Origin of the sequence: Ralstonia sp. 1138, from assembly GCF_040544795.1 — a bacterium.
GTDB classification, from domain to species: Bacteria; Pseudomonadota; Gammaproteobacteria; order Burkholderiales; family Burkholderiaceae; genus Ralstonia; species Ralstonia flatus.
The window spans coordinates 15,672-40,275 of record NZ_JBEPKQ010000009.1; the positions used below are offsets into that span (position 1 = coordinate 15,672).

The window sequence follows — 24,604 nt, forward strand, 5'->3', positions numbered from 1 at the left end:
GCTCGGGGGCTGGCTCCGGGCGATGGTCGTAGTAAGAAGAGGAGAAATGCAATGGCAATTCCGGCTTATATGTGGCTTAAGGACGATGGCGGTGCCGACATCAAGGGCTCCGTGACGGTACAGGGCCGCGAAGGCAGCGTCGAGCTGGTCGCGTTCGATCACGGCGTGCACATCCCGACCGACGGTAACACCGGCAAGCTCACCGGCACACGCGTGCACAAACCGATCACGCTGACCAAGGAAACCGACGCGGCGACCCCGTACCTCTACAAGGCGGTCACCAGCGGCCAGACGCTCAAGTCTGTCGAGATCAAGTGGTACAAGATCGACGACGCGGGCAAGGAGAAGGAGTACTTCAACACCAAGCTCGACAACGTCAAGATCGTTGCAGTCAAGCCCAAGATGCACGACATCAAAAATCCCGACTACGAGAAGCACAACCATCTCGAAGACGTCGAGCTGCGCTACGAAACCATCACCTGGTCCTACAAGGACGGCAACATCATCCACAAGGACACCTGGAACGAGCGCTCGTAACGCGTTGAAGGTCTGTTGTCCTGGGCCGGTCTTCTGCACGCTCCCCCGTCCAAAACTGCCGGCCCATCCCCGCCAGTGCGCGCTTGTCGCGCATTGGCAACCCTGCTTCTGTCTGTTCTTCTCTTCAGGACGCAGCAAACTCATGGCTTCGCTCGATACGACCCACCTGCTTCGCCGACTCAATCCGCACTGCGCGAAAGCGCTCGAGGCTGCGGTGAGTCTTTGCCAAACGCGTCTTGCAGACGAGATTACCGTCGAGCACTGGCTCTTGAAGCTGATCGAGGCGGGAGACGGTGACCTCCCTGCCATCCTGACGCATTACGGCATTGACATCGATGTCGTTTGGGACGCGCTGATTGCCGCGATCGAGCACCTGCCCCGCACTCTGCGTGGCAAGCCCGCGCTATCGCCGCAACTCGCGACCGTGCTGCAGGAAGCATGGCTGCGCACGGCACGGAGTACCGAGGACGTGTTCCTGCGGTCTGGCAACCTGCTGCAAGCCATTGTCGACATGCCGCACGTGCTACGAACGCAGCGGGCGTGGCCGTTGCTTTCTGTCAGCAGCTCTCAGATCGAGCGGCTCCTGCCGCGTCTTGGTCATCGTTCGTGTGAACATCCGTCCGAAGATGCCGAAACGGGAGCGGATAAGACGAAGGCAACCCCGGCTGACCAAATCCGCCCCACGGCAGCCGCAAGCGATGCAGCGCTGTCCACCCCGCATCGGTCTGTGGAAGGCAATGCCCTCGCCCGCTTTGCGATCGATCTGACCGCCAAGGCTCGCCGGGGCGATATTGATCCCGTCTTCGGCCGGGATCGCGAAATTCAGCAGGTTGTCGACGTGCTGGCGAGGCGACGCAAGAACAATCCGATTCTCATTGGCGAGCCGGGGGTGGGCAAGACGGCGCTGGTCGAGGGGCTGGCGCTGCGTGTCGCCGAGGGTGACGTGCCCAACGTGCTTCGCGACGTGCGCATCCTCACGCTGGATCTGGGCCTCCTGCAAGCCGGCGCCGGCGTCAAAGGAGAATTCGAGCAGCGCCTGAAGACTGTGATCGACGAGGTGCAGACCTCTCCCGTGCCGATCCTGCTCTTCGTCGACGAGGCACATACGCTGATCGGTGCAGGCAACGCCGCCGGCGGCGCAGATGCCGCGAACTTGCTCAAGCCAGCGCTCGCACGCGGTGAGCTACGCACGATCGCCGCCACCACCTGGTCCGAATACAAGGAATTCTTCGAGCGCGACGCGGCGCTTGAGCGGCGCTTCCAGATCATCAAGGTCGACGAACCCAACGATGATGCGGCGTGCCTGATGCTGCGTGGACTGAAGCACCGCTATGCGGCCTATCACCGCGTGCACATCCGCGATGAGGCCATTATTGCTGCCGTGAAGCTGTCACGGCGCTATATCCCCGCACGGCAATTGCCGGACAAGGCCGTCGATCTGATTGACACGGCTGCCGCACGCGTACGCATGGGTCTCGAGTCGCCGCCGGCCCAACTGCAGCGGGCCCGTTCTGCCGTGTCGGCACTGGAGCTCGAGTACGCCACGCTAGAAGACGACATGCATGCCGGCATCAAGGACGGGCCAGCGCGCCTTGCCGCGCTCGACGCGGCGCTGGTGAGTGCAAGGAAGGAGCTATCCGACCTGCAAGCACGCTATGACCACGAACTCGCGCTGGTTCGGTCCCTACATGCGCAGCGCCACACCGATCCTCCGGTGCGCGATGAGGCTGCGTTTGCCGAAACGTGGCAGGCGCTTGCCCACGCTCAGGGCAAAGCGCCCTTGATCTTTGCCGATGTCGATACGCAGGCGATCGCACGCGTGGTCGCCGAATGGACAGGGGTGCCTGTCGGCAATCTCGTCGAGGATGAGCTACAGAGCCTGCTTACTCTCGAAACACAGCTAGCCCAGCGCGTAGTCGCGCAGGACGACGCGCTGAGCGCGCTCGCAGAAAGCCTGCGTACCGCCAAAGCAGGGCTCAAGAGCGAACACACGCCGCTTGGTGTGTTCCTGCTTGCGGGCCCCTCCGGGGTCGGTAAGACGGAGACCGCCTTGGCGCTCGCTGATCTGCTCTTTGGGGGCGAGTCGGCGTTGACCACCATCAACATGTCCGAGTACCAGGAGTCGCACACGGTGTCGCAACTCAAGGGCTCGCCCCCCGGCTATGTAGGCTATGGCCGCGGCGGCATTCTCACCGAGGCCGTCCGGCAACGACCGTACAGCGTGATTCTGCTCGATGAGGTCGAAAAGGCCCATCGCGACGTGTTGGACATCTTTTATCAAGTATTTGATCGCGGCATGATGCGTGACGGCGAGGGGCGCGAGATCGACTTCCGCAACTGCGTGATCCTCATGACGTCCAATCTCGGCAGTGCGCAGATCGACGAGCTGAGCGCCGAAAACCCTGAGGCGACGCAGGCGGAACTCCTCGAAGCCATTCGTCCGCAGTTGGTCGCGCACTTCCAGCCCGCCCTGCTCGCCCGCTTCCAAACGCTCGTCTACCGGCCGCTTGATGTGGTGGCTCTCGCCTCCATTGTGCAACTCAAGCTTGTCAAGGTCGCAGACCGGTTGCGCCGGCAGCATGATGTCGAGTTGACGTGCGACACCTTGTTGATCGATGCGATGGCCGAACTGTGTCTGGCCCGCGAATCCGGGGCGCGCAATGTCGATGCGTTTCTGAACCAGCGCATCCTGCCAACGGTGTCGCGAGAACTGCTCACACGCATGGCCAGCGGCGCGGCACCCGCGAGGATCGCGCTGTCGAGCTCATCGGGAGGCAGCCTGACGATCGATTTCATCGACCGCGACGAGGCAGCCCGCCCTGTTGTGCCGGCACCGGCTATCGCGTAGCGGGGACGCAACCATGCCGGCGGGACCGTCTCTCTACGACATGTTACTTGGCCAGATCGGTGGTGAGCCGATCGAAGCCTACGACGATCGGACGCTAGAGTGCTTGAGCGTGCAGCAGAATGTGCAACGCATCCTGAACACGCGAGCCGGTGCGCTCAAGCACCTGCCCGATTACGGCTTGCCGGACCTGACGAACATCTACAAGACGTTGCCGGCTTCGGCCCATCTGCTCAAGCAGCAGATGGAAGCAACGCTTCTGATATACGAGCCGCGTATCCAGTCGATCGACGTGGAGATCCTGGAAAACGATGACCCCGGGATCCTGGTGGGCTTCGAGATGACGTGCCACCTGAAGAAGGCTGGACTGGTGCGCTTCGGCACCTACTTTGAGCCGCCGGGGCGCATGCGTGTGCAGCAGCGAATCGTAGAACACAAGTGATGCGAAGAACACCGAGTCGTCGGCTATACCGACGTGAGCGTCGGCAACTTCGTCATTTGTATTTGTTAAAGCCGCCGGGATGCAGTCCCAGCGCCAGTAACTACGGTGTCCATAGTCTTACTACCAGAGGTAAGCAGGGACGACACCATTTAGAACTCGAAAACTCCCGCGACGGCGGTGCTCCTCAAAGACGGCGACTGCCTCCAGATCCGGTATCAAAACGGCGACTCAGCTTGCCAAGGGCACTGGTCTTGTCCAGCGCGCGGCGCTTGCCCGAACGCATTGCGCGTGGCAGTCCATCTCCAACCTTGGGGCTCATCGCGCTTGTTCACGCCTTAGTAACTCGCCTCGCCAAACACGTCGGCCACCTCGCCATGCTGCAAGGCATGCGCTGCGTAACATCGTCGACGTTCGCAGCCGTACTCACGACGGTATGGACCAAGCCCGAGCTTGGCCGATTGGATCAGGCTCATGACAGCAGCCGCGCGTTGACCGACGCTCAATGAGCCTGCGAACAACCAATTGGAGCGGCCCAGCGCAACCGGACGTATCTGTCGCTCGACGCAATTGCTGTCGCTGGGCACCGCTGGTTCGTCGAGGTAACGCGTAATGGCCGACCACCGTGTAAGGCTGTAGTCGATGGCCCGCACGATCGTTCGAGAGGCTCGTCAGAACTTATGACGCAAGCCCACAGCCACACCGAGCATCGTGCGCTGTCCGTTGCCCAGCGCGTAGTTGTTGCCCAGCGACAAACTGTTGGCGTAGATCGTCGCGATCGACTCAAGCATCAAGCCGGCGTTCTTGGCAAAGGCCGTGGTCAGGTAAACGTCGGTGCGCTTGGAAAAGGCATAGTTCGCCATGAAGGCAATCTGCCACGGGTTGGCGACATGTGCATCACCAAACAGGCTCTTGACGTTGTCATAGTTGTATTCCAGCGTCAGGCCGATGGCCGGGGTGACCTGATAGTTGGCACCGATCCAATAGAAGTCGTCACGCTGGATGAGCGCATCGGCCGCATTCCTGCTCTGTCCCCAGCGGTAGCCGCCCATGACTTTGGCCGGACCAACGGTATAGCTCGCGCCGATCACGGCCTTCTTGACCGTGCCGCTACCAGCGCCGATGGTCGGGTTCCACTGGTCATAGCCGATGGTTGCGCCGAATGGGCCGGCAGCGTAGACCATCGCTGCGCCATAAGCCGAGTCACGCCGGAACTGCCCCGGCACTTCGCCATTGCCACCGACCGGCGTTGCCACACCGACCGTGGCCGGCAAGGCAAGGCCAACGCCGAAGGACCAATGTGCCAGCGCAGTGACCGGGCCGAACTGGCCCGAATACTTCACCGTGTTGTCTTCGCGAAAGTTCGCTCCGGATTGCAGCACCGCAGGTTCGTACTGCGTGGCATATGCCGTGGGCGAGAAGTTGGCCAGGGCCTCGAACATGGAAGTGTATTGGCGGCCCAGGCTGAACTGACCGATGCCCTCCCTCTGCACGGCGACATATGCCTGGCGTCCAAACAGGCGGCCACTCTGTTGCAACGTGCCCGTATCAAGATTGAAGCCACTTTCCAACACGAACAGGGCTTTCACGCCATTACCAAGATCTTCGGTGCCGCGAAGGCCCCACCGCGATCCTGAGACGCCACCGGAATTCATGCGATAGACGTCATTGGATGGGCCTCGGTTGAATTGGTTGGCAGCAGTCGGCACCGCACCAACGTGGTTGACGTATTCCACGTTCATGTCTACCACGCCGTAGAGCGTGACTGCAGACTGCGCAAGAGCGCCCCCCGAACACGCAAGCAGCGCGGCACCGGTGATGTTCCCCAGTTTCATATACAAGTCTCCTCCGTTTCTTTTTGATTAGTGGCCGCTACGTATTTCTTATTTTGCCTGCCCGTGACGGCGCGTAGCTTTTTGCGGGCACGCCGTCGCCATTCTGGCAATTCGATGGTGTCGCCTGCCATGGGATATCTCGGCAGGCGAGCAGTCGCAGATCAACCGACGCGCTTCACCACGGGTGGTTTCCAGGTTCCATCAAGGGCTGCGGGCATGGGCAGGTACAACCGAAGGTTCATCGAAAAGCCGCCAGTCCCGGGCGTGGGCAACCAGTTGGTTTCGGCACCCGTCGGAGGATCGCGCTGGATGACCAAATCCAGCGAGCCATCTGCGTTGTACTTCAGCGGATCACGGTCGCCGATGGCGAAACGGTTGATCGAATTGGCGGTAAAGAACTGTCGGCCGTTGTACATCGTCAATGACCAAAAGCTGCGCGCCGGTGGCAACTGCGCTTTGTCAAAGTGAATCACGTACTTCGCTGCACTATCAAACGGTGCGCCGTCCGCGTCGGTCATTGCGAATGGATAGATGGCGTCCTCGACGGGGTTGGCTCCCAGACCCGCGAAGGCAATCATCGCCCGCCGGAGGTAGTCGGTACCGTATGTGCCGATCGGGTTGCCAATCATTCTCCAGCCGTTGGCCACGGAACCGGCGCGCGGCAGCGCCTGGGCGATTTCCTTGCGCGCAGCCGCCGGCGCTGCGCGAAGTGCAGCCTGCGTGTCCGGTGACAGCCGATCCATGTTGAAGGTCTGCCCCGGCACCAGCCCCACGCGCGCAATGCGATCCAGCATCGGGTAGTCATTTGCGTGCGGAGAGTTGTTCTTCAGCAACTCGGCGAACAGGGCGAAGTAGCTCGCGGCGTCCATTTTTGCCACCTGCTCCACCGGTGCGCTCATATCCTGCTGTGGGTTGACCGAACCCTTGGGCGGCACGTATCCCCGCTTGCCCCATGCACTGAGCGGTGTCGCCTTGAGGCCGGCCTGGAATTGATGCACGGATGCATAGTCTGCGACGCCATTGGTTTGCGTGCGGCCAATCATCCAGCCCACAGGGGTCGGTGAGACATAAGCCGGCGTGCCCGCCGGCAGTTTGCCGTGCCAGCGCGGGCCAACAATGGCGAACTGCTGTGTGCCATTCCCTGTCGTGCGTGTACCGGCAGAGGTGAAGACATCCGTCCACATGTCAAGCGCCGGCAACAAGTAGTAGCGGCCACCGGAATCCGGAACGGAGATGATGAGCGGCTCGCGCGTGACGTCGAACCACAGCGTTGAGTACAGCGTGTCTGCATTCGGGCGGACCACCGCGTCGAACTTGTCGTCGGGGAAAACAGCCGCGTGCGCGAAATGGTTCATCGGCGCGCGCATGCCGTTCTTTAGATCCGGTACCTCGACATTGGTGAAAACACGTCGCGTCACCTCCATCAGCACCATGGGATAGGCGTAGATGTAGGCTTCCTTGGCAATGTCCTGTGCATCGGCAACACCCGGCGCTACCGGCCCGGCATGTGCTTGAAATGCGGCCATGCCAAGCAGCGCGACAAGCGCGCGCCGCATCCATGATGTTTGATTCAGTGCAATCATGTCTCCTCCTGTCTTTTTTTTGAGGCAACTCAGACGAGCCGCCGATCAACCTTCAAAGGTTGACAGATCCTTGGGCCGGATACCGTTGGCCTCGCAGTAGTTGAGGTAGCGCTCCATCGACGTCTTCCAATTCTCGACCGCGATGATGTTGTCCTTGTCGTCGAGGTAGAGCAGCTCGCCAACCACGATGTTGAAGGTGATGATCTCCGGACCTTCGGTGTACGCCGCCTGAGGTGTATGCCGCGTGGAGGCCGTCTCGTAGACAACGCTGCCTGCGTGAGCGATCCAGTCATGTTCCCTGTAGCGCCAGCTTCCTTGAACGGTGTAGACGATGACCGTGCCGGTGTGATGATGGCGCGGCATCTCCATGCCGGCGGGCGCCTTCAACAACGTGATGGTCTCTCCCCGCACCGGATCGATCTTGAAGTACTTGATCATCACGTCGTTGCTGTACGGCGCAAACGGCATCCAGGGGGTGTCGTTACCGTCAAGGCAACCGGTGTTGATGGATTCGAACAACATGGACTGTCTCCTGTGGTGTTGCCTCATCCATGTCGGAATCGGCTTTTTGGGTGCCTCCATTTTCGAAGAGAGCCCATGCGGGGACTTGTCTTTTTCAGACAGCCATCTATCATTTTCGGACAGCGTATCGACGCTTCGCCCCAGTGTTGAATCGAAGATGGACCGGGTCCAATCCAGTGGTGGCAGCCACCCATGCCGCCTGATGGGATCGAGGCTGAAACACCGCGCAAGACCATGCCCAACGCACAGATAAAAGCCGCCGCCCGCCCCTTATTGCCCGCCCGCTATTTCCTGTTGCTGGGGGATTACCTCAAGTCTGCAGGCACCTCGCTTGGCGAAGTGCTGCACGCCATCGATATGGATCCGGACCAGCTCAAGGATACGGATTTCAGCCTCACAGCGCAGCAACTCGACCGGTTGCTGGTAGAAACCCAGCGCTTGACAGGGCGCAGCGACCTTGGCTTCGAATGGGGTTGTCGTCTCAAGCTGAATTCGCACGACATTCTTGGGTATGCGATGCTCTCGTGCCCAACCCTAGACCACGTGCTGCGCCTGTCTTCTCGCTACTACAGGCTGCTGACACCCATGTTCAGCATGAGCTATCAACGCAAGGGCAACCACGCGGAAATCGTCTTCCGGCCAGCGCTGCCGATGCCCAAGGAAACGCTCAACCTGATCCAGGAAGCGATCGCAGTTTCGACGCATCTGCAGTGCAAGTCCTTGCTGCAAAATCCTTCATCTGTCTATGACATCTACATGTCGATGGAAGCACCGCCGCACGCAACTCGCTATCGGGAATTGGTCCCCGCACGCGTGCACTTCGGCGCCTTTGCGCTGCCAGAGATACGCCTCGTTGCCGACACATGGAGTCTGGACGCGCCGCTTCCGATGGCCGACGCTCACGTGGTGCGAATGGCGGAGGCCCGATGCCGCGCGCTCCTGCAAAAGTACAATGAACAGGAAAGCTGGACCGAATGGGCCGTCATGATGCTGAGCGAAGCCGAGGATGACCAGCCAACGCTGAAGGAGCTTGCCGGTCTGCTCGGCATCTCGTCACGTACACTGGACCGCTATCTGAAGAAGGAAAACAGCAGCTTCCGTAACCTAGCCGTCGAAGTGCGTGACGAACGTGCGCGCAAGCTGCTGGCTGACGGCCGACTTCCGATTTCGCAAATCGCCTACCGACTCGGCTTCACCGATGTCGCGAACTTCAGCAGAGCCTTCCGGCGCGCCAACGGCGTCAGCCCCTCTAGTTTTCGTGGCGCCGCCAAGGCAAGTCGTGGGTGACATTCGCAGCCGCAAACTTGCCGCCCGTCTCACAAAAGGGGCGGTGCCTTCTCGCGTTACAAGGCCTCCCCTGTAAGCGGCAGAACCCATGCTCATCCCAAGATCAGTGATGCGCACGTCGAACCGTAAGGGGTACTCGTCTGTAAGCGCTCTTTTCGGGCCTCCTCGCGAGCTACGAGCGCGCGAGGTAGAACTGTGTCGGCATCAACTCCAAGGCTGTAAGGCCTCGTAATCGTCAGCGGTCTGAACTCTTGGTAAGAGCTGGAGCACAGCTATAAGATACCGGTACGGATCAACGCGCCGTCGTTGGCCTTGGCAGTTATGCCGGATGCCCCGCTATGCCGCACCGACAGACATAAGAACGCATAGCATGGGGTTCGTGAAGGAGCTTTCAGCATAGTCTGGAAGACTATCCACTAAGCGGCGGGAGAAGCGACAGACATGGGCATCGAAGCCTACGCTATCGCCAACCTGCAATGTTGGAGCGGCCTCGCCAAAGGCCACTGGGTATTACAGTGCACTGTCAACAAGACGCCTGGCGAATTTACGTGTCGCGTGTGGCCTCAGCCATTGGCTCGCCTGCAAACACCTTGGCGACCAGGAGATCGACTAACAGACGGTAGGTTCGTATCTGTCGATTCGACAACGACATCTGAGCTTGTGTCCCTGTCATCGGCCGCCATAATGAGGTTGCTCAGCCTACTCTGCAGATAGGAGCGAGTCCGCCGGCAGACGACAGACGACAGACGACAGACATGACCCTGACAGTCAGTCCAGATATGTGATCGCAATCTCGACTACTGGCATGCTTCCATTCGCGCCAGCTGCCCTTTCCGATTGCGTCATTGGCCGCACTCGGCAAACACGGATTGAGCCGACCGCGTAAAGCAAAAAAGAGCGCCGCGTACGGCAAGTTGGCGGTTTGCGCTTCGAGCTGGCACTTACCAGAGAAGAAGGGTTGCGCTTCAAACTTGAGACGGTCTCCTGGGACCTAGAGAAGGCTCGTGGCCCCAGGGCTCTCTAATTCTTTAACAATTTCGTGCCAATTTTCTCATTACAGATGGGCTGCAGTACCCCACTTCGCCGGAAGGTTCGGCAACTGAAGCTTAGTGGTGGGCAGACTGCAGGAATCTTGTGTAACCGGGGAGTAATTAGTCCCACCAGCCATATTCACGCAGAGACCGCTGGATCGCGACTGGATCCTGTAAGTCCCATCATTATTATCGACAATGCTCCACTGATCGTTGAAAGAATTATCGTCCTGGCATCCATACTGAATCAATTTTTGCCCCGCAGCAGTCGAGTTACCGGAGACATTGAGGCAAAGATTACCGTTTTTGACAACAATATGATAGTAATCTGCCGTGGGAATCAGATTCCAGGTATCATTGTCTTGACCTTGACAACCCCACTGAATCAGGTTCACGCCTTGTCCAGTAGACCAACCCGGCTGGTTGACACATGTCCCACTGGACGAGCGAATTGTGGTGGGCAGATTTCGATTCCAACTTACGATGGAAGCAGCGCTTGGCAATATATATTGTCCAGATTTCTGCGCTAGGAATGAGGCTTGAAGCATCGAACTCATCGGATAATAATTAATACTTCCGTTGGAATTGAATACCGGGGGAGTAAGAGTGACCGGCGACGACAAGGGAAGCGTCTTCTTTGCCACATTGGCAGGAGCTAACAACGAGTCACCTTTGTAGTTCCCATTACCAGAAATATAAAGCGTCGCCATTGTATTTGCCGGATTGGAGACTGTGACGGAATCGATGGTCACAGATTGAGCAAATCCATTGTGATTATCATTCAGAGGTACCACGCTCTGTGAGAGCAGGGCTGCTTGTGCGCCCGCAGTAAAAAAAACGGTTCCAAGCAAAGCGCTTAAGCAATTAAGATATTTTTTCATAACAACCCTCATTTTGTCATTGACTTTTTTAAAACATAAAATATTGACTCCCGCCACCATGCATCCCCTTAAAGCAACAAGACATATTAAGCAGATATCACCGCGACCCTGGCCAATTTCTCCACGGATCCCACCACGCTTTTTATTAATGGAATGAAAAGTTATCCCATCTAACATGACACGGAAAGACTTCCAAATTCATTACGCGTGCCAAGTGCGTACGGTTGAATTTTATGTACGGAAACGTGATGGCTCGTTAACCGTACGTGAATTGCTTTCACGAAATGAAAAAAATTGACTCATCCAAAGAGTTGGGACTGTCGTTCGTTTCGTCCCGTTCTACCAACAATGCCGGGCCTCGACGGACCGATGACGAACATGGGGACGTTTCAACAGGCTCCTTACTGTCGCAGCACCTCGGCTGGATCCATCCGTGCTGCGGACAACGACGGCCAGAGGCTAGCACCCAAGCCGCATAGCACAGCAACGCCCGCAGTCAACGCGAGCGCGGAGTACACGGGCAGCCACGTCCAACCCGACCACGAACACCATATGCGAGTCACCAGCAACGCGGTCAGCCACCCCATCACGATACCAACCATGGCAATGGCCATGGTCTCCATGATCAGTTGACAGGCAATGTCCGCCGGTTGGGCGCCGATCGCGAGACGCACACCGATCTCCATTTGTCTGTGCTTTACCGACACCAGCACTGCATTACCCATCGCTACGGCCGATAGCGCGGCAATCACACTCCCTAGCAACATTGCCATCTGGTTGACTGTGTCGGCAGTACTCTTAATCTCCCCAAGTGAGTCCCACGGCGTATAGACCCTGACCGACAACTGGGGATACCGTTGAGAAAAGAATGCACGCGTCTGCGCCGAGGAACGTAAGACCCTGTCATATTCTGCTGACCGCAATCGCAGTTGGATAAAGTTGCGCGCATTGCTAACCGGCAAAGCATCGAAAACGCGAGCGGGCACCCACAATGCAGTGCGAGCTGGATCGACAGCCAGCGTTATCGCTCCCTGAAGATAGAACCGACCAATGGTACGCAACTGCACCCCTGCGGGAAGCACCGTGCGAAGCGAGGGCTGCGGCATCTGATCGGAATCAACGAGACAAACTTGCTCGTTCGTATCACGCTCGCGAAATAATGGATCAAGCACCAACTGAGGCATCAAGATGCGAACCGCTTGCGCATCACTGCTCACAAGCTGAGTAGAACGAATATGCACGCCATCGCTCACCAGCGCCTCGCCAACACTAAACGTAGTGATATCGCCTGCCCCGCTCACGGCATCCTTGAGTTCTTGCAACACGTGAGGTTCCAGCATCACGCGCGGCGTTCCCGCTACCCGGAATATGAATGAAACCTGAAGCACGTTAAAACCAGCGTCTGCCACGCGTGCTTTCGCGGCCTCCAATCCGAGCGCTGCGAGGCTCAAGGTCGATGCCATGATCGCTAGCGAAATCGCCATGCTGAGCGCGCTCGTTGCTGTGAACGCCGGCTGCCGGCGCAAATGCATGAATGCTAGTGTCGTATTGCGCCCCAGCAACCGGGCTGCCCGGATCCAAGAGTTCAGCATAGTGACATCGCCACGGACCGCCACGGATCGGAAACAATCCGGCCACCATCAATATGGATTACGCGATCACAACGCCGGGCCAACGCATGGTCGTGCGTAACCAACACGACTGCCAAATCCTGCTCGCGCCGGGCTTGGTCGAATAAGCCGAATGCCGACGAGGCAGTTGCCGGATCGAGATTTCCAGTGGGTTCGTCCGCGAGCAGCAGCGAAGGCGCCCCCACCAGCGCACGCGCAAGTCCCACACGCTGCTGTTGTCCAGCAGAGAGTTGCCAAGGATGTTTGTTTACCTTGTCTGCGAGGCCCAACTGCGCAAGTTTCTGAGCTGCACGCTTGCGCGCCGCAGACCAGCCAAGATCGCGATACACCAGAGGCAGTGCCACATTGTCGAGAGCGGAGAACTGAGCGAGCAAATGAAAAGCCTGGAATGCAAAGGCGATCTTCTCTTGCCTCATCACCGCACGCCGGTCTGCTGCATGGGACGCGGTGGCGTAGCCATCAAGCCAATATTCACCTTCAGTCGGCCGGTCCAGCAGACCCAGGATATTGAGCAGAGTCGTCTTACCAGAACCGGACGGTCCGATCAATGCCACAAGTTCGCGCCGGCCAATACACAGATCGACTGCGCACAGCGCATGTGTGGAGCTCGCATCAATCGTCGTTTTGACGTCATACGCCCGCCCAATGCCGCGCAGGCGGCACAGGATATCGGGACCCGTTGTGTCAAAGGGCATCACTGTCCTGCACCGGAACATCAACACCGAGTTCTTGCAGCAGCGTGCCACGCGCACGCCAAAGCCCCAGCTGCGCTAGGTACACGTCCGCCTCGGCCTGCTCTAATGCGACTTGAGAGGTCGCACGTGTGGAAAGCGCTGTCTGCCATTCAAGCAGCGTGGAACGACCCGCACGCAACCGTGCGTCCTCGTCTTCCAGCACTTGTGTCGCGAAACGCAACTGCTCACGCGCAAGCAGTAGTTGGCGCTGCGCACTACCAACAGACAATGCGGCCGATTGCAGTTGGACCGACGCTTGCGCACGCGCCTGCTCGAGATCGCTCTGCGCCTGCCGCACACGATAGCGGGAAGCCGTCAAGTTGGCGTGCGCTTCGTAGTCGTTCAGCGGCAAATTCAGCGACAGTCCAACGCTCCAGTTGACCGAGGGCCCTACGCCCTGAACCCGCGAATAGCCGGCCAAAACCGACAAATCTGGCTTAGTTGCATTGAGCGCCACGTCCTGCGCCAACTCCGCATCCTCGAGAGCCACGCGTCGGATTATGATTTCCGGCAAGTCACGATCATTATCGGTGCGCAGCGTTGCATCTTGTCGTGCCAGGTTCACGCGTGGGGACTGCAACCGCCACTCCCGGCCCAGGGGACAACCAACAAGCGGCGCCAGGGTCAGCATAGCCGTCTGGTGGAGTGCGCGCGCACTGTTCAGGCTCGTCTCACTTTGACTCACTGACAACTGGGCGCGACGTAAGTCCGCTGCTGGACGCACACCCGCTGCGAGGTAATGCTCCATGGCATCACGAACGTTGCGCGCGGCCTTTAGCGCATCCTCAGCCACTATCAACTGCTGCTGCGCCGACAGTGCCTGTACGTAGCCGTTGGCAACCGCTACGGAGTCATCCGCTAGATTCACGGCATACTGCAGGTAGGCTACCTGCCGGGCGCGTTGCGCCTGGCGCTGCGCTGCCGTCGCCACACGCAGTCCTGCGCCCTTAAGTAAGGGCTGCGAAAGTGTCAGAGTAACCTGAGGTTGATTCGTTATCGCAAACGTACTGGGCTGTATTTGTTGCCTGCTATTGGCCACATCCAGATCGAGGCGCGTGCCAATGGGTCCTTGCCAACTTGTCCTGACGCCCGCTTGAGCCGTGTAGGTGGTTGTCAACCACCGGGCACCCTCGCTGTCCATCCCGAATGTGCCAGATGCTTGGGTTTTCAGCGTTTGCGCGTAAAGGGACACTCGGGGCACGAATGGTCTATCCGCAACGACGTCCAATTGAGCTAATTCCGCATAGAGCTGAGACCTTAATGCTGTGCGCGTCGGACGTAACGCGGCCCAGCGCAAGGCTTGCTCAATACTGAGCACATCGCCCGGCGCTGCACACTGCTGCGCCGTGTCGTCCGGCACATAAGGCGCAGCGGATGCGGTGATGTGAAAAACTGGCAGTAGAAAGAGCGCGGCCATTATCAGATCGATGGCCGCCCTCGCACATCTGTGGCCGCTCACTTGATCACCCGCGCCACGGTCTCACCTGGCGTCAATCCCACGCCGATCCAATAGCTGCCCCCGTCCTCACTTCCGAAAACCTCACGCCGACTCCATGCGGGAGCCCCAGCGCCTTTGGCACGAACGTAAACAAACGTGCGCTCGCCCTTCCGTACAACAGCACTGGTAGGCACCTCCAATGCCTTGGTGGGCTGCTGAACACGCACATCAACTTCCGTATCCAACACCCAAGCCGCGGGTATCTGCGAACCAGTAGCGATGCGAACCACGAGGATGGGGGCGCCTTGCAACGACGGCCCAGCAGTTGCCCCGCCCTCCATACCAACATCCCCCGATGCCTGGGTTGCATTTAGCGAGACAACAACGCCGTGGAGTTCCGCTTCCGGCAAAGCGCTGGCACCTATCCCGGGACCCGCCGCTGTTGGCTGTAGAGGCCCGTTCGCCCCGAGCAGGGCAGCACCTTCGCTGCGGCTCACCACCACTTGCGTGCCGACGGTGAACTGGCGCTCGGCCTCAACATCGCGAACGATGCGTAACTCCACCTGCGGGTCGCCGTGCGACTCAAGTATGGCAAGCTCGGAGCCGCGCTTGACCAAACCGTCAGCTATATCTGCTACCCACCGCACCCGACCGTCAAACGACGCATGCACTTCTAGCGCCGCGCGCTTGTTCGCTTGCTGGCGTTGTAGTTCCTGCTGCACGGTCAGCTCGCTTTGCCAGTCTGCACGAGTTAGGCCCGCCAACCCCTTGGCAGCGACCAAATCCCGATTCATTCCTTCAAGCTGAGCCTTGGCGTCTTGCTCGCGTTGCTCAAGTCCCTGTAGCTCCAGCCGTGAAATCAAGCCGTGCTGGAACAGCTCGCGCTGGGTCGCGAGTTCCGCTTGCAGGCGCGACAGTTCCACGCGCACCCGGTATTCAGCCTGCTGGGCATGTAGCACCTCCGCCGGCTGCGCCTGCAGGTTATAGCGTAGGCGCGCAATCTTGCGCGCCGTTGTTAACTGCTCATTGAAGAGTGCGTTGTCGCGCAGGCGCAGCAGCAACTCACCCTCATGAACTGTGCGGCCGTACGCCAGCTTGTTTTCCTCAACCTCCGCATCGACAGCAGCGACAATCACCTGCCTCCGAGCGGCCACCAGCTTACCGGCCCACCTCTTGACCATATCCACTTCGCGTAGTGCCCCCACCTCTACCGCGGGCAGATCGCCTTGCAATACAAGAGGAAGCTCAGCTTGCATCACCCGAGCGGATCGAACAGAGGGCTCCGATCCAAAGAAATGACGAAATGCGAGCGCAAGCATCAGTAAAACCATGCACGTCGCAGCAGGTCGACGAATTGATTTAGATACGTGCAAGACAAATAAAGGGCGACAGTCTAACGATAAGCGGAGCGCGTCTGCTCTACGCTTTCATGGTGTTTGGTAAAGATGCATGGATATTGCGCGCTCAACTTACGCCATGCTTTAGCATCTACACGTAAGTGGTGAACATGAATATCAGAGATCTGCGAGATGCTCTCATGCACGAAGAACTCGCCCCGTTGGACTCGGGCTTTTCATCCATTCGTCCATCGATATATCTGCTGTAGTGAACTGCCTACTCTCATAGGAGTTTGGCGTCTGCTGCGCTGAATTGGCAGCCAGCAGGCTTCCTCATCGCATCGTGTGTGAACGCACGATGCCTTTCGCGTGCCGGCATACAACGGCCAAGCTCGGAACTCGCGTAGAAGAGAAAAACTCGAGAGAGGCACAGCAACCTCGCCCCCTCCCGAGTCTCAACGGCTCAAGGTATCAGCAATCAGCCGCGCGTCCACGCCGAAGTGCGATTCGGCGTCACTTGGGAAGTGAACTCGCCAGCGACGATAGTCCGGGTGGCCACGTATTTCACGCCGTTATAGGTAACGGCAGCGCCAGCGCTATAGCCCTTGCCAGCCTGCCAGGTGCTGGCGGATGCACTGGACGCAGGTTTCGGGGCGAGTACCGCGCTACCAACGAGACCGCGATCATCCCAGCTGTTACCGTAATACCAGTGGTTGCCCGGTGCGGGTGCGGAACCAAAGCTCTCACAGCCATTCCAGCACTGCTGGAAAACGCGACCAAAACGTTCAACAGCAACGCCAGGGCCATACCCAACGGAATCACTATACTGCGGATAAGCCATAGCTCCAGCCGCAGCGCCCACCGTAACCGCTGCAACAACGCATTTCAAAAGAGTAGTCTTCTTCATTTCTAAATCTTCCCGAGTTTTTTAAATTTATGCCTGATCTTGGACTGAAAGCGCATCAATCACATCCACTCATCCGCGACCTCCGTGATCGCAGAAGATCAAGCACCCTCCCCCAAAGAGAACGCGCCAAACCAGAAGGGAGCGACCTAGCGCCACACTGCGACGAAGCTCAGTGCGCGGGGGCAGCGTCCGCTAAATGACACTGTAGGATGCAATGTAGAGAATCCTCCTAACTCAAATGCAAATGCTTGTTGCAACAGATGTTTGGTTACAAAGCAATCGCACTATCCAAAGGCACTGACGCCCCCACAGGGAAGGTAGCGGGCTTGCGCTCTGGAATGCGGGGCAACAAGGGGAAAGAGCTACCGGTGAGACGCTGAACCTATCCTTGCAAGCAATGCAGAGAAGGTAAGCTCGTATCACTACCCTACGGGCAAGCCAAGCTCGAGCAGGCTGTCGGTGATGCTGGGAAAGGAAGCCGGAGAACGTGAAGGCAGTCCTGTAACCTCACGCTGCCCTACCTTTTTAAGGTGATGTCAGTGAAGGTTCCGGTGACCAAGCAGCGCTTTGGGAAGGCGCCTTTACCGGTCAAGGCCAATAGTTCGAAGCCAAGCCTGGGACGGCGCGCGTCAAGGTGCTGGCTTTGAAGAAAACTTGAACGGGTAATGGAGAAGAAATGCAAGGGAGCCAAGGCGCCCTGAGCCCACTCCCGTCAAGAGATCACCGGAAGCTTCCAACCGGAAGTCGACCTGCTCAAGATGGTGTTGATCAAATACATGCCAAGGACATAGCCATGACTCTGCCCTCACTGGAACCCTTGCACGCGGCATCTTCTTCACCACAAAAACATTCGCGTGCCCATGCCTGGCTTGTCTTCGCGCTGGTCTTCATGTTGCTGCTGTCAGACTACATGTCACGGCAGGTGCTTAACGCGGTCTTTCCACACCTGAAGCAGGATTGGGGGTTGTCAGACACACAGCTTGGATCGCTGAGCGGGATCGTCGGTCTGATGGTGGGAATGCTGACGTTGCCGATCTCGCTGATGGCCGATCGCTGGGGACGCACGAAAAGCCTCGTACTGATGGCGTTGCTATGGAGTCTAAGCACGCTCGCGTGCGGGCTCTCGGCCAGCTATGGGCAGATGATGGTAGCGCGGTTTTTTGTGGGTGTTGGCGAGGCTGCGTATGGCAGCGTCGGACTCGCCGTGATTCTCTCGGTTTTCCCGGCCTCCATGCGCGCGACGCTCACGGGTGCCTTTTCCTCCGGCGGCCTATTGGGCGCCGTGCTCGGTATAGCGGTTGGCGGCACAGTAGCAGCCCGATACGGGTGGCGCGCAGCATTTATCGTCATGGCACTGTTCGGGCTGCTGGTAGCTCTGCTCTATGCGCTTACCGTGACAGAGCGCAAGCTCGTTGGGCATCTCGCGGGAAGCACGCCCACGCAGACCGAACTGGCGCCGCCGCCGGCGACCGCGGCAGTATTGCGGGAACTCTTTGGAACCTGGTCGTTGATTTGCGTCTATGTCGGTAGCGGCCTGCAGGTATTCATCCTTTACGCTTTTGTAGCATGGACGCCAAGCTATCTGCATCGCTACTACGATATGGCACCGGACAGGTCTGCAGTCATGGCTGCGACACTGCTTGTTGTCATCGGTATCGGCATGATCGTGTGCGGAGTGGTGACCGATCGGGCGAGTCGTGACCAAGCAGCACGTAGGGCCACGCTTGCTGCCACCTATTGCCTGCTATCTGCCGCGCTCATCATGGCCGGTCTGTTCTGCGCACCTGGAGCTGCGCAGTTGATGTTGCTGGCGGCCGGTTTGCTGCTGGGTGCTGGCATTTGGGGAGCCGCTGGCGCAACGGTTACCAGCCTGATTCAACCCAGGCTACACGCGACAGCGCTGGCAATGCTGGCAATGCTGGCACTTACGATCAATCTGCTGGGCGCCGCTTTGGGGCCGTTCCTGACCGGCGTACTTGCAGACCACCTCGGCCTGCACGGCGCTCTCCAATGGGCAACCGTAGCCCCGCTTGCCGCTGCGCTTGTTTTGGCAATCGGTCGGTACTGCTATCCACTTGGGGAACAACATGTACCTCAACGTCAGACGAGGCCTCAAGTCGATGTGGAATATCCGGACGTTTGACGATGTCCCTCGATTGCCACGGCTTTTTCGGCGATAGCGATCCTATCGTAGAGGACCATCCCGCCAGCAATTCACAACGACTGTGTCGACCCATTTACGAAATAGGACCTCGCTTTTATCTCAAGTGGCCACTGATGTCGTTAAGCCCGTTCGAGGTCGCTCGCGCCCCTTCGCGCCGAAGATCGCCAAGAATCCCGAAGACCGACAAGGTCTTGCCTCCCCGAGGGCCTTCGTGGCGGTCTTCGGCAGGCAACACCCTCTTTCATGCCGCAGCTTGTGGGTTTCGAGGTACAGATCGTTCTTGACGCGCTCCATGGCGCGTCACGCATCGACCGGCCCTGAGGTATCCGAACGAATCGTCTTAACCGATACCGCACTGTCGGCCAGCCGCGAGCGCAGGGACTGTGCGGCCCGGTGGCACTCCCGTTCGTCGGAGTTGCCTCCACCGCGCTCAGAATGACGGGAGGCGTTTTTTCTATGTGCTCGCCCCAACAACGCACGATGCCCGGAGGGTCGCAAAGGTCCCCGCTAACCTCACCTACCCGATACCTGAGGCCACGCCGACCATCCAAGGCCAGATTGCTCTTGGCGCCGGCGAGCAAGGAAAATCAACAGGAACATTGCAGGCGAAGGAAAGCGACAGCATCCTTGCGATCGAGAATTCGGAGCGCCTCACCATCCCGCACCGTCCGCTCGGCAGCTTGCCGGTAAGGGGTAAATTCAAGTCGATGTCGGTGGTGAAGCGGTCCACGAACCTTGGATTTTGCGAAGCAAAGATCGAACGTCAACAAACGTATCGACTACTAAAATCAGGGCAATTGTTTGCAATCCCATCGTGACGGGGGTGTACGGTAAAACCGCCTCTTGGCTTTGCCATGGAGATGAGGGGCTCCGCTGAAAGAAAGGGAACAGGCCTGCACCGAGGCCAGCGATATTGGCGCATTCTCCAATGCAATGTGACAGCCGGAAAGACGGCACGAGGGCCACTGGGGGCAGTGGCCCTCATTTCTTGGGGCGGCGTCCATGATGAGTATGCTGGTCGCGATGGTTACTGTCGATGTTGGGACGCGCTTCTGGATTCTACCTGCCCCAAGTGGAACCCGATTAACGGGGGAGGCATGGTTCAAAAGGATGCGGCCGCGCCACAGTTGTTGGCCTGTAAAACAACCGAGGCAACGTGAGTATTCGTCCATCATGCGATCCGTTTCGCTCCGCGGACTGGCGCGTCCGTCGGCGACTGCGCCACCGTCTTGCATGCATTCGCCACGCGATGTTCATACGCCTACGCATAGCGCTTCATCTCTGAACCCAGTCCGAGGCCAACACCGCCGTGGTGACTCTCGCTGGCGCAGCGCAGCACCCAGGTGCATCACTTCGAGCTGCGCGATCGGGCCAACAAGAACACCTCATGACGCAATGCCCAGAGGAATTATTGGGTCTCGATGCTGCCGATGTCGAGCCGATCACTGGGCAGGTGATGGCATGTTGTTAAACCGTCTCAGCTCGAAATATGAGCGAAGCACCATGGAAAAGGCTTCGTTCCTAGATGGGCACAGAGGCTCGGGTCCAGCACACCGGACGCGTGGAACAAGGAGGCTCTCGGGGAGTCACGCGACCTAATCAAGATTAGGTGTCCGCGGATAAGAAATGTAAATACTTTGGTCAAATTGAGTTGCAATTGTTGTGATTCGCTTGAGGGGACAGCGAGTAGGATGATCCCGTCACTGTCGAGGCGACAGCGATACCCTGCTGGGAAAGCGCGCAATACATGGGACTTGACAGCCGGAGAGACGGCACAAGGGCCGGACGTCATCGACAGCGTCCGGCCTTTATCTTTTACACGGGCGTAGCTCAATGGCAGAGCAGAAGCCTTCCAAGCTTATGACGAGGGTTCTGATTCCCTTTGCCCACTCCATCACTCCCGGAGAGCGTCATGTCAAACAATACGCATGAACGACTGCCACTTTTTACGTCGTTACAGTACACGGTGATGGCTGTTGCCACGATTTCAGGCACGGCTCTAGGGGCTGTTCTACTGGGCAGCAATGGAGCACTGCCCGGTTTTTTCGCTGGCGGATTGATCGGTGTGCTAACGGCTGTCTCGTTCTTTTTCTAATGAACTAACCCGGGTCCCGACTCATGCTAGTTTAGAACACCGAATTCAAACTTCGTTGATGCGCCATAGGCGATGGGCAAGAACATACGCTTCAGCTTTATCAAAATCGTGGGCTGGTGAGTCTGCTAGAGCTAGATCCAGCCTGCATACAGATCTTTCCAATCTACAAATCCTTGCTGCGCGGTCGGGAAGCATTGGTAACGACTCGTCTGGGCAACATTGCCGAAATCAACGATATAGATTTTCTGAAAATCGATATTCGGGATAGTGGACTATCTGTGATTGAGCACGGCAGACAAAAGCTTTCGAACGCGGTGGCCATCCAGACGGAAGTAAGCTTCGCTCCCTTTTACCAGAGGCAGCCATGCATCGGTGATGTTGATCGTGAGTTGCGCTATCAAGGGTTTCACTGCTTTGCGATGCCTAGCAAAACTGCACCTATCGCTCCACTGATCATCGACGGTGATCCAATGAAGGGCGGAAACCAGCTTCTTGAAGCTGACTTGGTGTACGTGCGTGACTTCCGTAACGCAGACAACCTGTCTTCCGAGATGCTCGAACACCTAGCCTTGATTGCAAGTTGTTGCTACGACTCGATAGACCTTGCATATCGTTGCATGCTCATTTTAGTGGCCCATGGTGATGTTGAGTCGGACATTTGCGAACGCTATCTGGGTGGTCGTCTGCAGACCCAAGAGCGATTGGCAAGACGCCGTTCCGTTCCGACATCCCAGTAGAGATCGCGACATAGCACCTTGATGACTCAGATTTGAGCCGAGGGACGGGGCGACAGTTTCGTGAGCGGCTCTTAGCGCTCAACATGTGTGTCGGACATGTCATGACCAACTTGACCAAGAGCGCGCTGGAGATGATCCGGAAATGGGCAAAGATGATATCGCCTTGACTACGAACAATTGGCACACGCAGTCGATATCGTTGCGCATGATACCGGCTCGGGCGTATCGCGTGCAGCTCTCAGGCAAATATTTCAGCCATTCTCCTTGTATCCGGCGCATCGTGGAACGGAATCGGTCAGACGTTCTGCGACAGGGCTGCGGGGTTGGGAGGGCGAGCGTCTCATGCTGCTCGATCGAACTCGAGTTCACCGGATTCCGCATCCGGTTCCCGAACCCATGCTTACGACACCGTCCTCTGCAAAGAAAGAAGCCAAACATCCGTGCGAAGATGTTTGGCTTATGAAAGAGCCCCGAAGAGGCCCAGGCAGGCCGCGTGGACAGTCCCAAACACCACGCGGCATGGCTAAAGTGCCGGATTTCGAGCGCGCAATTCAAAATAAATGCATCAACGGACTGATAGTCCCAGGGTCATCGCATGAAACGTAAAGACAATCTACACATCGGTCTAACCGAACAAGTGGGATAAATCGTCGAGCATTGGCACAGGAGCAACAGTCTCATCATCACCGTCTGGACGCGATCATGAATGCGCAGCCGTGATCTACAGTTTGATCGGGGCGGCCAAGCTCAAAGGCATCGACGCTAGGCTATGTCTGCGCCATGTGCTGGCACACTGGCGGGTTCCCACCCGTCGGAGTTCAAACGTACCTTCGTCTTGAAGTCGGTGCCCGATTCTGGCGTAGGGCCCTCAAGAAAAAGAATGGGACAAGGTGAGGTAATTTTGTTCCGGCTGGAAGCCGAACTTTCGATACAACTCTTGGGCGACAACGTTGTCCGAGGCTGTTTCCAGGTTGACCCATGCTGCGCCGCTCTCTCGGGCGTGATTTATTACCTCCGCCAGCAGCGCACCCGCGACACCGCGCTGACGGGAATTTGCTGCGACAAAAAGATCGTTCAATATCCAAGCCCGTTTGGCTGAAATAGAGGAAAACGTTGGATAGAGTTGAGCGAAACCGAGCAACCGGCTATCTGCGTCGGCCACAAAGATGATCGAGTCGTGGCATTGCAGTCGCTCGGAAAGAAACGCACGAGCAAGGGCCAGATCGTCGGGTTGTTGATAGAACCCGCGATATCGATTGAAAAGGTCCGATAGCTGGTTGAGATCAGCCAGGTTTGCAGCGCGGACTTGCATAATCGAAAGGGATTGACTGACCATGACGTGTTTTCGTTGGTGGTGCCCAACGCTGATGTAAAGAAGCGGCCCTAAAATGAAGCAAATTGCTGAAACCTTGTGCATAGCATGTCGGCTCCAGATCTGCCAACCAGAGTTGTGAGCTTGTTTGAACTCCCTACACCGGAATTAGAGCCGTCCTGAAAGGACAGCAACAGCGTATAGGGCCGGCACTTTGCGCACGTCAATTTCCGAGGCCTCCAGAGCATTCCGGCCTGCCTACCAGGTTGCGGTGATCGAGATGGCGCCACGCCAACGCACACCGGCAAAAAGGCTGACGCCATTCTCACGGCAAGGGCCTAATCTGCCCGAATCGTTGAAATTTCCAGCCTGGCGTATCACCGGTATCTACCAGAGGAGTACCAGTGGCACGCCAGGCACTTGGATCGACCTCGAAACCTAGCAACGATGTAGCCCACCAAGCGCCCCCGAACACATTCAGCTGCGGCACGAGTAGCTGAGGTCCTTGCACAGCGTGCGGAAATTAACATGCACGCCGTTCAATGCCAGGCGCTCACAATACTCGGCTGCAACTGCGAAACCATAGTTTGCGTCAAGGTGATTTGTCCTGTTGGCGGAGGAGCGAACGCCGCCATCGCGTTGACCAACTGGTCCACACCAGTCTGTGTGAGCACTTTGCCATTCGCGAGTTGGAGTTGCTCGACCATAGCAGCCGGCTTCGCATACCAGTCCTTGATGGTGACCCGATCATTGGTACCGATGCAGCTCACCTCGAGATCTGCACCGCTGTTGACTTTCCGCAGCCAAAGCTGCGTCGCGTCAATGCCCGCGTCGACAATCAAACGGTCATTGCCGCCTGTATCGCTAATGACATCGGAATTCCCTCCTTTCGCCAATCGATAGGTGTCATTGCCGTCACCGCCGCAGAGGAAGTTGCTGTTGGTATCACCGGTCAGGGTGTCATCCAGTGCCGTACCAACCACGTTCTCAACGCTGGTGACTGTGTCAACGTACTGATCGGCGGCGTTGCCTGTCACCGCTCCCACATCCACGCGTGCCATGCCGGTGTTCGCGCTCAGGCTGGCGTACGTATCGGTGCGAGCAAACGCTGTGTTGGACACAAACACGCGCAGGTTGTTGGATTCATTTGCATAGTCGGTGCGACCCCACAGCGAAATCCCATCAATGTTCTGGACCGAGCCCAGATCCAGTTCGATGTAGGCACCCGCTCCCCCGGCATAAGCCAGGTTGCTCGTCGTCGGCGTACTGGCTCCGTTCCAACTTCCACC

Annotated in this window: 20 protein-coding genes and 2 pseudogenes; 8 read left to right on the forward strand and 14 right to left on the reverse strand. The window is 58.0% G+C overall.

Features of this window, described 5'->3' with window-relative positions; all coding sequences use genetic code 11:
- Positions 1 to 51: 51 nt before the first annotated feature.
- The 3 genes from ABIC76_RS24865 (at position 52) to tssE (ending at position 3,824) form a co-directional block, all read left to right on the forward strand.
- Positions 52 to 537 carry an Hcp family type VI secretion system effector gene (locus tag ABIC76_RS24865; protein WP_354535543.1) on the forward strand — a complete coding sequence of 162 codons (486 nt, stop codon included), beginning with the start codon at positions 52 to 54 and terminating at the stop codon, positions 535 to 537.
- A gap of 142 nt (positions 538 to 679) precedes the next feature.
- Entirely contained in the window at positions 680 to 3,385 is a 2,706-nt protein-coding gene (gene tssH, locus ABIC76_RS24870) for a type VI secretion system ATPase TssH (RefSeq protein WP_354535544.1), read from the forward strand.
- Positions 3,386 to 3,398: 13 nt separating this feature from the next.
- Positions 3,399 to 3,824 carry a type VI secretion system baseplate subunit TssE gene (tssE, locus tag ABIC76_RS24875; protein WP_354535545.1) on the forward strand — a complete coding sequence of 142 codons (426 nt, stop codon included), beginning with the start codon at positions 3,399 to 3,401 and terminating at the stop codon, positions 3,822 to 3,824.
- A gap of 229 nt (positions 3,825 to 4,053) precedes the next feature.
- Here the strand turns inward: tssE and ABIC76_RS24880 are convergent.
- From ABIC76_RS24880 to ABIC76_RS24900, 5 genes and pseudogenes are all read right to left on the reverse strand, one after another.
- Positions 4,054 to 4,272: pseudogene (locus ABIC76_RS24880) on the reverse strand (IS5/IS1182 family transposase); the annotation flags it as partial.
- Positions 4,256 to 4,471 (reverse strand): annotated as a pseudogene (locus ABIC76_RS24885) (IS66 family transposase); the annotation flags it as partial. The pseudogenes ABIC76_RS24885 and ABIC76_RS24880, both read right to left, overlap by 17 nt.
- 21 nt (positions 4,472 to 4,492) lie before the next feature.
- The gene (locus tag ABIC76_RS24890; RefSeq protein ID WP_354535546.1) at positions 4,493 to 5,656 is read right to left on the reverse strand and encodes a porin; all 1,164 of its coding nucleotides are present in this window, start codon (positions 5,654 to 5,656) and stop codon (positions 4,493 to 4,495) included.
- Between the two features lie 161 nt (positions 5,657 to 5,817).
- Positions 5,818 to 7,239: a DUF1254 domain-containing protein gene (locus ABIC76_RS24895; RefSeq protein WP_354535547.1), complete on the reverse strand. Its 1,422-nt coding sequence runs from the start codon at positions 7,237 to 7,239 to the stop codon at positions 5,818 to 5,820.
- Between the two features lie 45 nt (positions 7,240 to 7,284).
- Positions 7,285 to 7,761, reverse strand: coding sequence for a 2,4'-dihydroxyacetophenone dioxygenase family protein (locus tag ABIC76_RS24900; RefSeq protein WP_354535548.1), 477 nt, complete (start codon positions 7,759 to 7,761; stop codon positions 7,285 to 7,287).
- Between the two features lie 192 nt (positions 7,762 to 7,953).
- Between ABIC76_RS24900 and ABIC76_RS24905 the strand changes: the two genes are divergently transcribed.
- Entirely contained in the window at positions 7,954 to 9,048 is a 1,095-nt protein-coding gene (locus ABIC76_RS24905) for an AraC family transcriptional regulator (RefSeq protein ID WP_354535549.1), read from the forward strand.
- A gap of 204 nt (positions 9,049 to 9,252) precedes the next feature.
- Here the strand turns inward: ABIC76_RS24905 and ABIC76_RS25600 are convergent, their stop codons facing one another.
- The 7 genes from ABIC76_RS25600 to ABIC76_RS24940 form a co-directional block, all read right to left on the reverse strand.
- Positions 9,253 to 9,378, reverse strand: a complete 126-nt coding sequence (locus tag ABIC76_RS25600; protein ID WP_502947900.1) for a transposase domain-containing protein — start codon at positions 9,376 to 9,378, stop codon at positions 9,253 to 9,255.
- A gap of 724 nt (positions 9,379 to 10,102) precedes the next feature.
- Positions 10,103 to 11,137, reverse strand: coding sequence for an RICIN domain-containing protein (locus tag ABIC76_RS24915; protein WP_354535550.1), 1,035 nt, complete (start codon positions 11,135 to 11,137; stop codon positions 10,103 to 10,105).
- 224 nt (positions 11,138 to 11,361) lie between these two features.
- The gene (locus tag ABIC76_RS24920; protein ID WP_354535551.1) at positions 11,362 to 12,444 is read right to left on the reverse strand and encodes an ABC transporter permease; all 1,083 of its coding nucleotides are present in this window, start codon (positions 12,442 to 12,444) and stop codon (positions 11,362 to 11,364) included.
- 101 nt (positions 12,445 to 12,545) lie between these two features.
- Complete coding sequence (locus ABIC76_RS24925) at positions 12,546 to 13,286, reverse strand: ABC transporter ATP-binding protein (protein WP_354535552.1); 741 nt, start codon at positions 13,284 to 13,286, stop codon at positions 12,546 to 12,548.
- A complete protein-coding gene (locus ABIC76_RS24930) occupies positions 13,276 to 14,742 on the reverse strand; it encodes a TolC family protein (RefSeq protein WP_354535553.1) in 1,467 nt (488 codons plus the stop codon). The genes ABIC76_RS24925 and ABIC76_RS24930 overlap by 11 nt, the downstream gene beginning before the upstream one ends.
- A gap of 38 nt (positions 14,743 to 14,780) precedes the next feature.
- Positions 14,781 to 16,094, reverse strand: coding sequence for an HlyD family secretion protein (locus ABIC76_RS24935; RefSeq protein ID WP_354535554.1), 1,314 nt, complete (start codon positions 16,092 to 16,094; stop codon positions 14,781 to 14,783).
- 484 nt (positions 16,095 to 16,578) lie between these two features.
- On the reverse strand, positions 16,579 to 17,007 hold the full coding sequence (locus ABIC76_RS24940; protein ID WP_354535555.1) for a carbohydrate-binding protein: 429 nt from the start codon (positions 17,005 to 17,007) through the stop codon (positions 16,579 to 16,581).
- A 793-nt stretch (positions 17,008 to 17,800) separates the two neighbouring features.
- Here ABIC76_RS24940 and ABIC76_RS24950 point away from each other — a divergent pair.
- The 4 genes from ABIC76_RS24950 to ABIC76_RS24965 all read left to right on the forward strand — a co-directional run bounded on the left by ABIC76_RS24950 (position 17,801) and on the right by ABIC76_RS24965 (position 22,003).
- Positions 17,801 to 19,150, forward strand: coding sequence for an MFS transporter (locus tag ABIC76_RS24950; RefSeq protein ID WP_354535556.1), 1,350 nt, complete (start codon positions 17,801 to 17,803; stop codon positions 19,148 to 19,150).
- Between the two features lie 479 nt (positions 19,151 to 19,629).
- Positions 19,630 to 19,989, forward strand: coding sequence for a hypothetical protein (locus ABIC76_RS24955; protein WP_354535557.1), 360 nt, complete (start codon positions 19,630 to 19,632; stop codon positions 19,987 to 19,989).
- Between the two features lie 1,094 nt (positions 19,990 to 21,083).
- Entirely contained in the window at positions 21,084 to 21,266 is a 183-nt protein-coding gene (locus ABIC76_RS24960; RefSeq protein WP_354535558.1) for a hypothetical protein, read from the forward strand.
- 116 nt (positions 21,267 to 21,382) lie between these two features.
- Complete coding sequence (locus tag ABIC76_RS24965) at positions 21,383 to 22,003, forward strand: FkbM family methyltransferase (protein ID WP_354535559.1); 621 nt, start codon at positions 21,383 to 21,385, stop codon at positions 22,001 to 22,003.
- A gap of 868 nt (positions 22,004 to 22,871) precedes the next feature.
- Here ABIC76_RS24965 and ABIC76_RS24970 read toward each other — a convergent pair.
- Both ABIC76_RS24970 and ABIC76_RS24975 read right to left on the reverse strand, forming a co-directional pair.
- Positions 22,872 to 23,339 carry a GNAT family N-acetyltransferase gene (locus tag ABIC76_RS24970; protein ID WP_354535560.1) on the reverse strand — a complete coding sequence of 156 codons (468 nt, stop codon included), beginning with the start codon at positions 23,337 to 23,339 and terminating at the stop codon, positions 22,872 to 22,874.
- 515 nt (positions 23,340 to 23,854) lie between these two features.
- The coding region (locus ABIC76_RS24975; RefSeq protein ID WP_354535561.1) for a calcium-binding protein at positions 23,855 to 24,604 on the reverse strand (750 nt) is incomplete at its 5' end.

Coding starts and splice junctions, on each gene's coding strand:
- ABIC76_RS24960 (WP_354535558.1), top strand. CDS start 21,084: ATGTCAAACAATACGCATGAACGACTGCCACTTTTTACGTCGTTACAG.
- ABIC76_RS24905 (WP_354535549.1), top strand. CDS start 7,954: ATGCCGCCTGATGGGATCGAGGCTGAAACACCGCGCAAGACCATGCCC.
- ABIC76_RS24920 (WP_354535551.1), bottom strand. CDS start 12,444: ATGGCGATTTCGCTAGCGATCATGGCATCGACCTTGAGCCTCGCAGCG.
- ABIC76_RS24915 (WP_354535550.1), bottom strand. CDS start 11,137: ATGTTAGATGGGATAACTTTTCATTCCATTAATAAAAAGCGTGGTGGG.
- ABIC76_RS24935 (WP_354535554.1), bottom strand. CDS start 16,094: ATGGTTTTACTGATGCTTGCGCTCGCATTTCGTCATTTCTTTGGATCG.
- ABIC76_RS24895 (WP_354535547.1), bottom strand. CDS start 7,239: ATGATTGCACTGAATCAAACATCATGGATGCGGCGCGCGCTTGTCGCG.
- ABIC76_RS24890 (WP_354535546.1), bottom strand. CDS start 5,656: ATGAAACTGGGGAACATCACCGGTGCCGCGCTGCTTGCGTGTTCGGGG.
- ABIC76_RS24970 (WP_354535560.1), bottom strand. CDS start 23,339: ATGGTCAGTCAATCCCTTTCGATTATGCAAGTCCGCGCTGCAAACCTG.
- ABIC76_RS24865 (WP_354535543.1), top strand. CDS start 52: ATGGCAATTCCGGCTTATATGTGGCTTAAGGACGATGGCGGTGCCGAC.
- tssH (WP_354535544.1), top strand. CDS start 680: ATGGCTTCGCTCGATACGACCCACCTGCTTCGCCGACTCAATCCGCAC.
- ABIC76_RS24930 (WP_354535553.1), bottom strand. CDS start 14,742: ATGGCCGCGCTCTTTCTACTGCCAGTTTTTCACATCACCGCATCCGCT.
- ABIC76_RS24925 (WP_354535552.1), bottom strand. CDS start 13,286: ATGCCCTTTGACACAACGGGTCCCGATATCCTGTGCCGCCTGCGCGGC.
- tssE (WP_354535545.1), top strand. CDS start 3,399: ATGCCGGCGGGACCGTCTCTCTACGACATGTTACTTGGCCAGATCGGT.
- ABIC76_RS24940 (WP_354535555.1), bottom strand. CDS start 17,007: ATGAAGAAGACTACTCTTTTGAAATGCGTTGTTGCAGCGGTTACGGTG.
- ABIC76_RS24950 (WP_354535556.1), top strand. CDS start 17,801: ATGACTCTGCCCTCACTGGAACCCTTGCACGCGGCATCTTCTTCACCA.
- ABIC76_RS24900 (WP_354535548.1), bottom strand. CDS start 7,761: ATGTTGTTCGAATCCATCAACACCGGTTGCCTTGACGGTAACGACACC.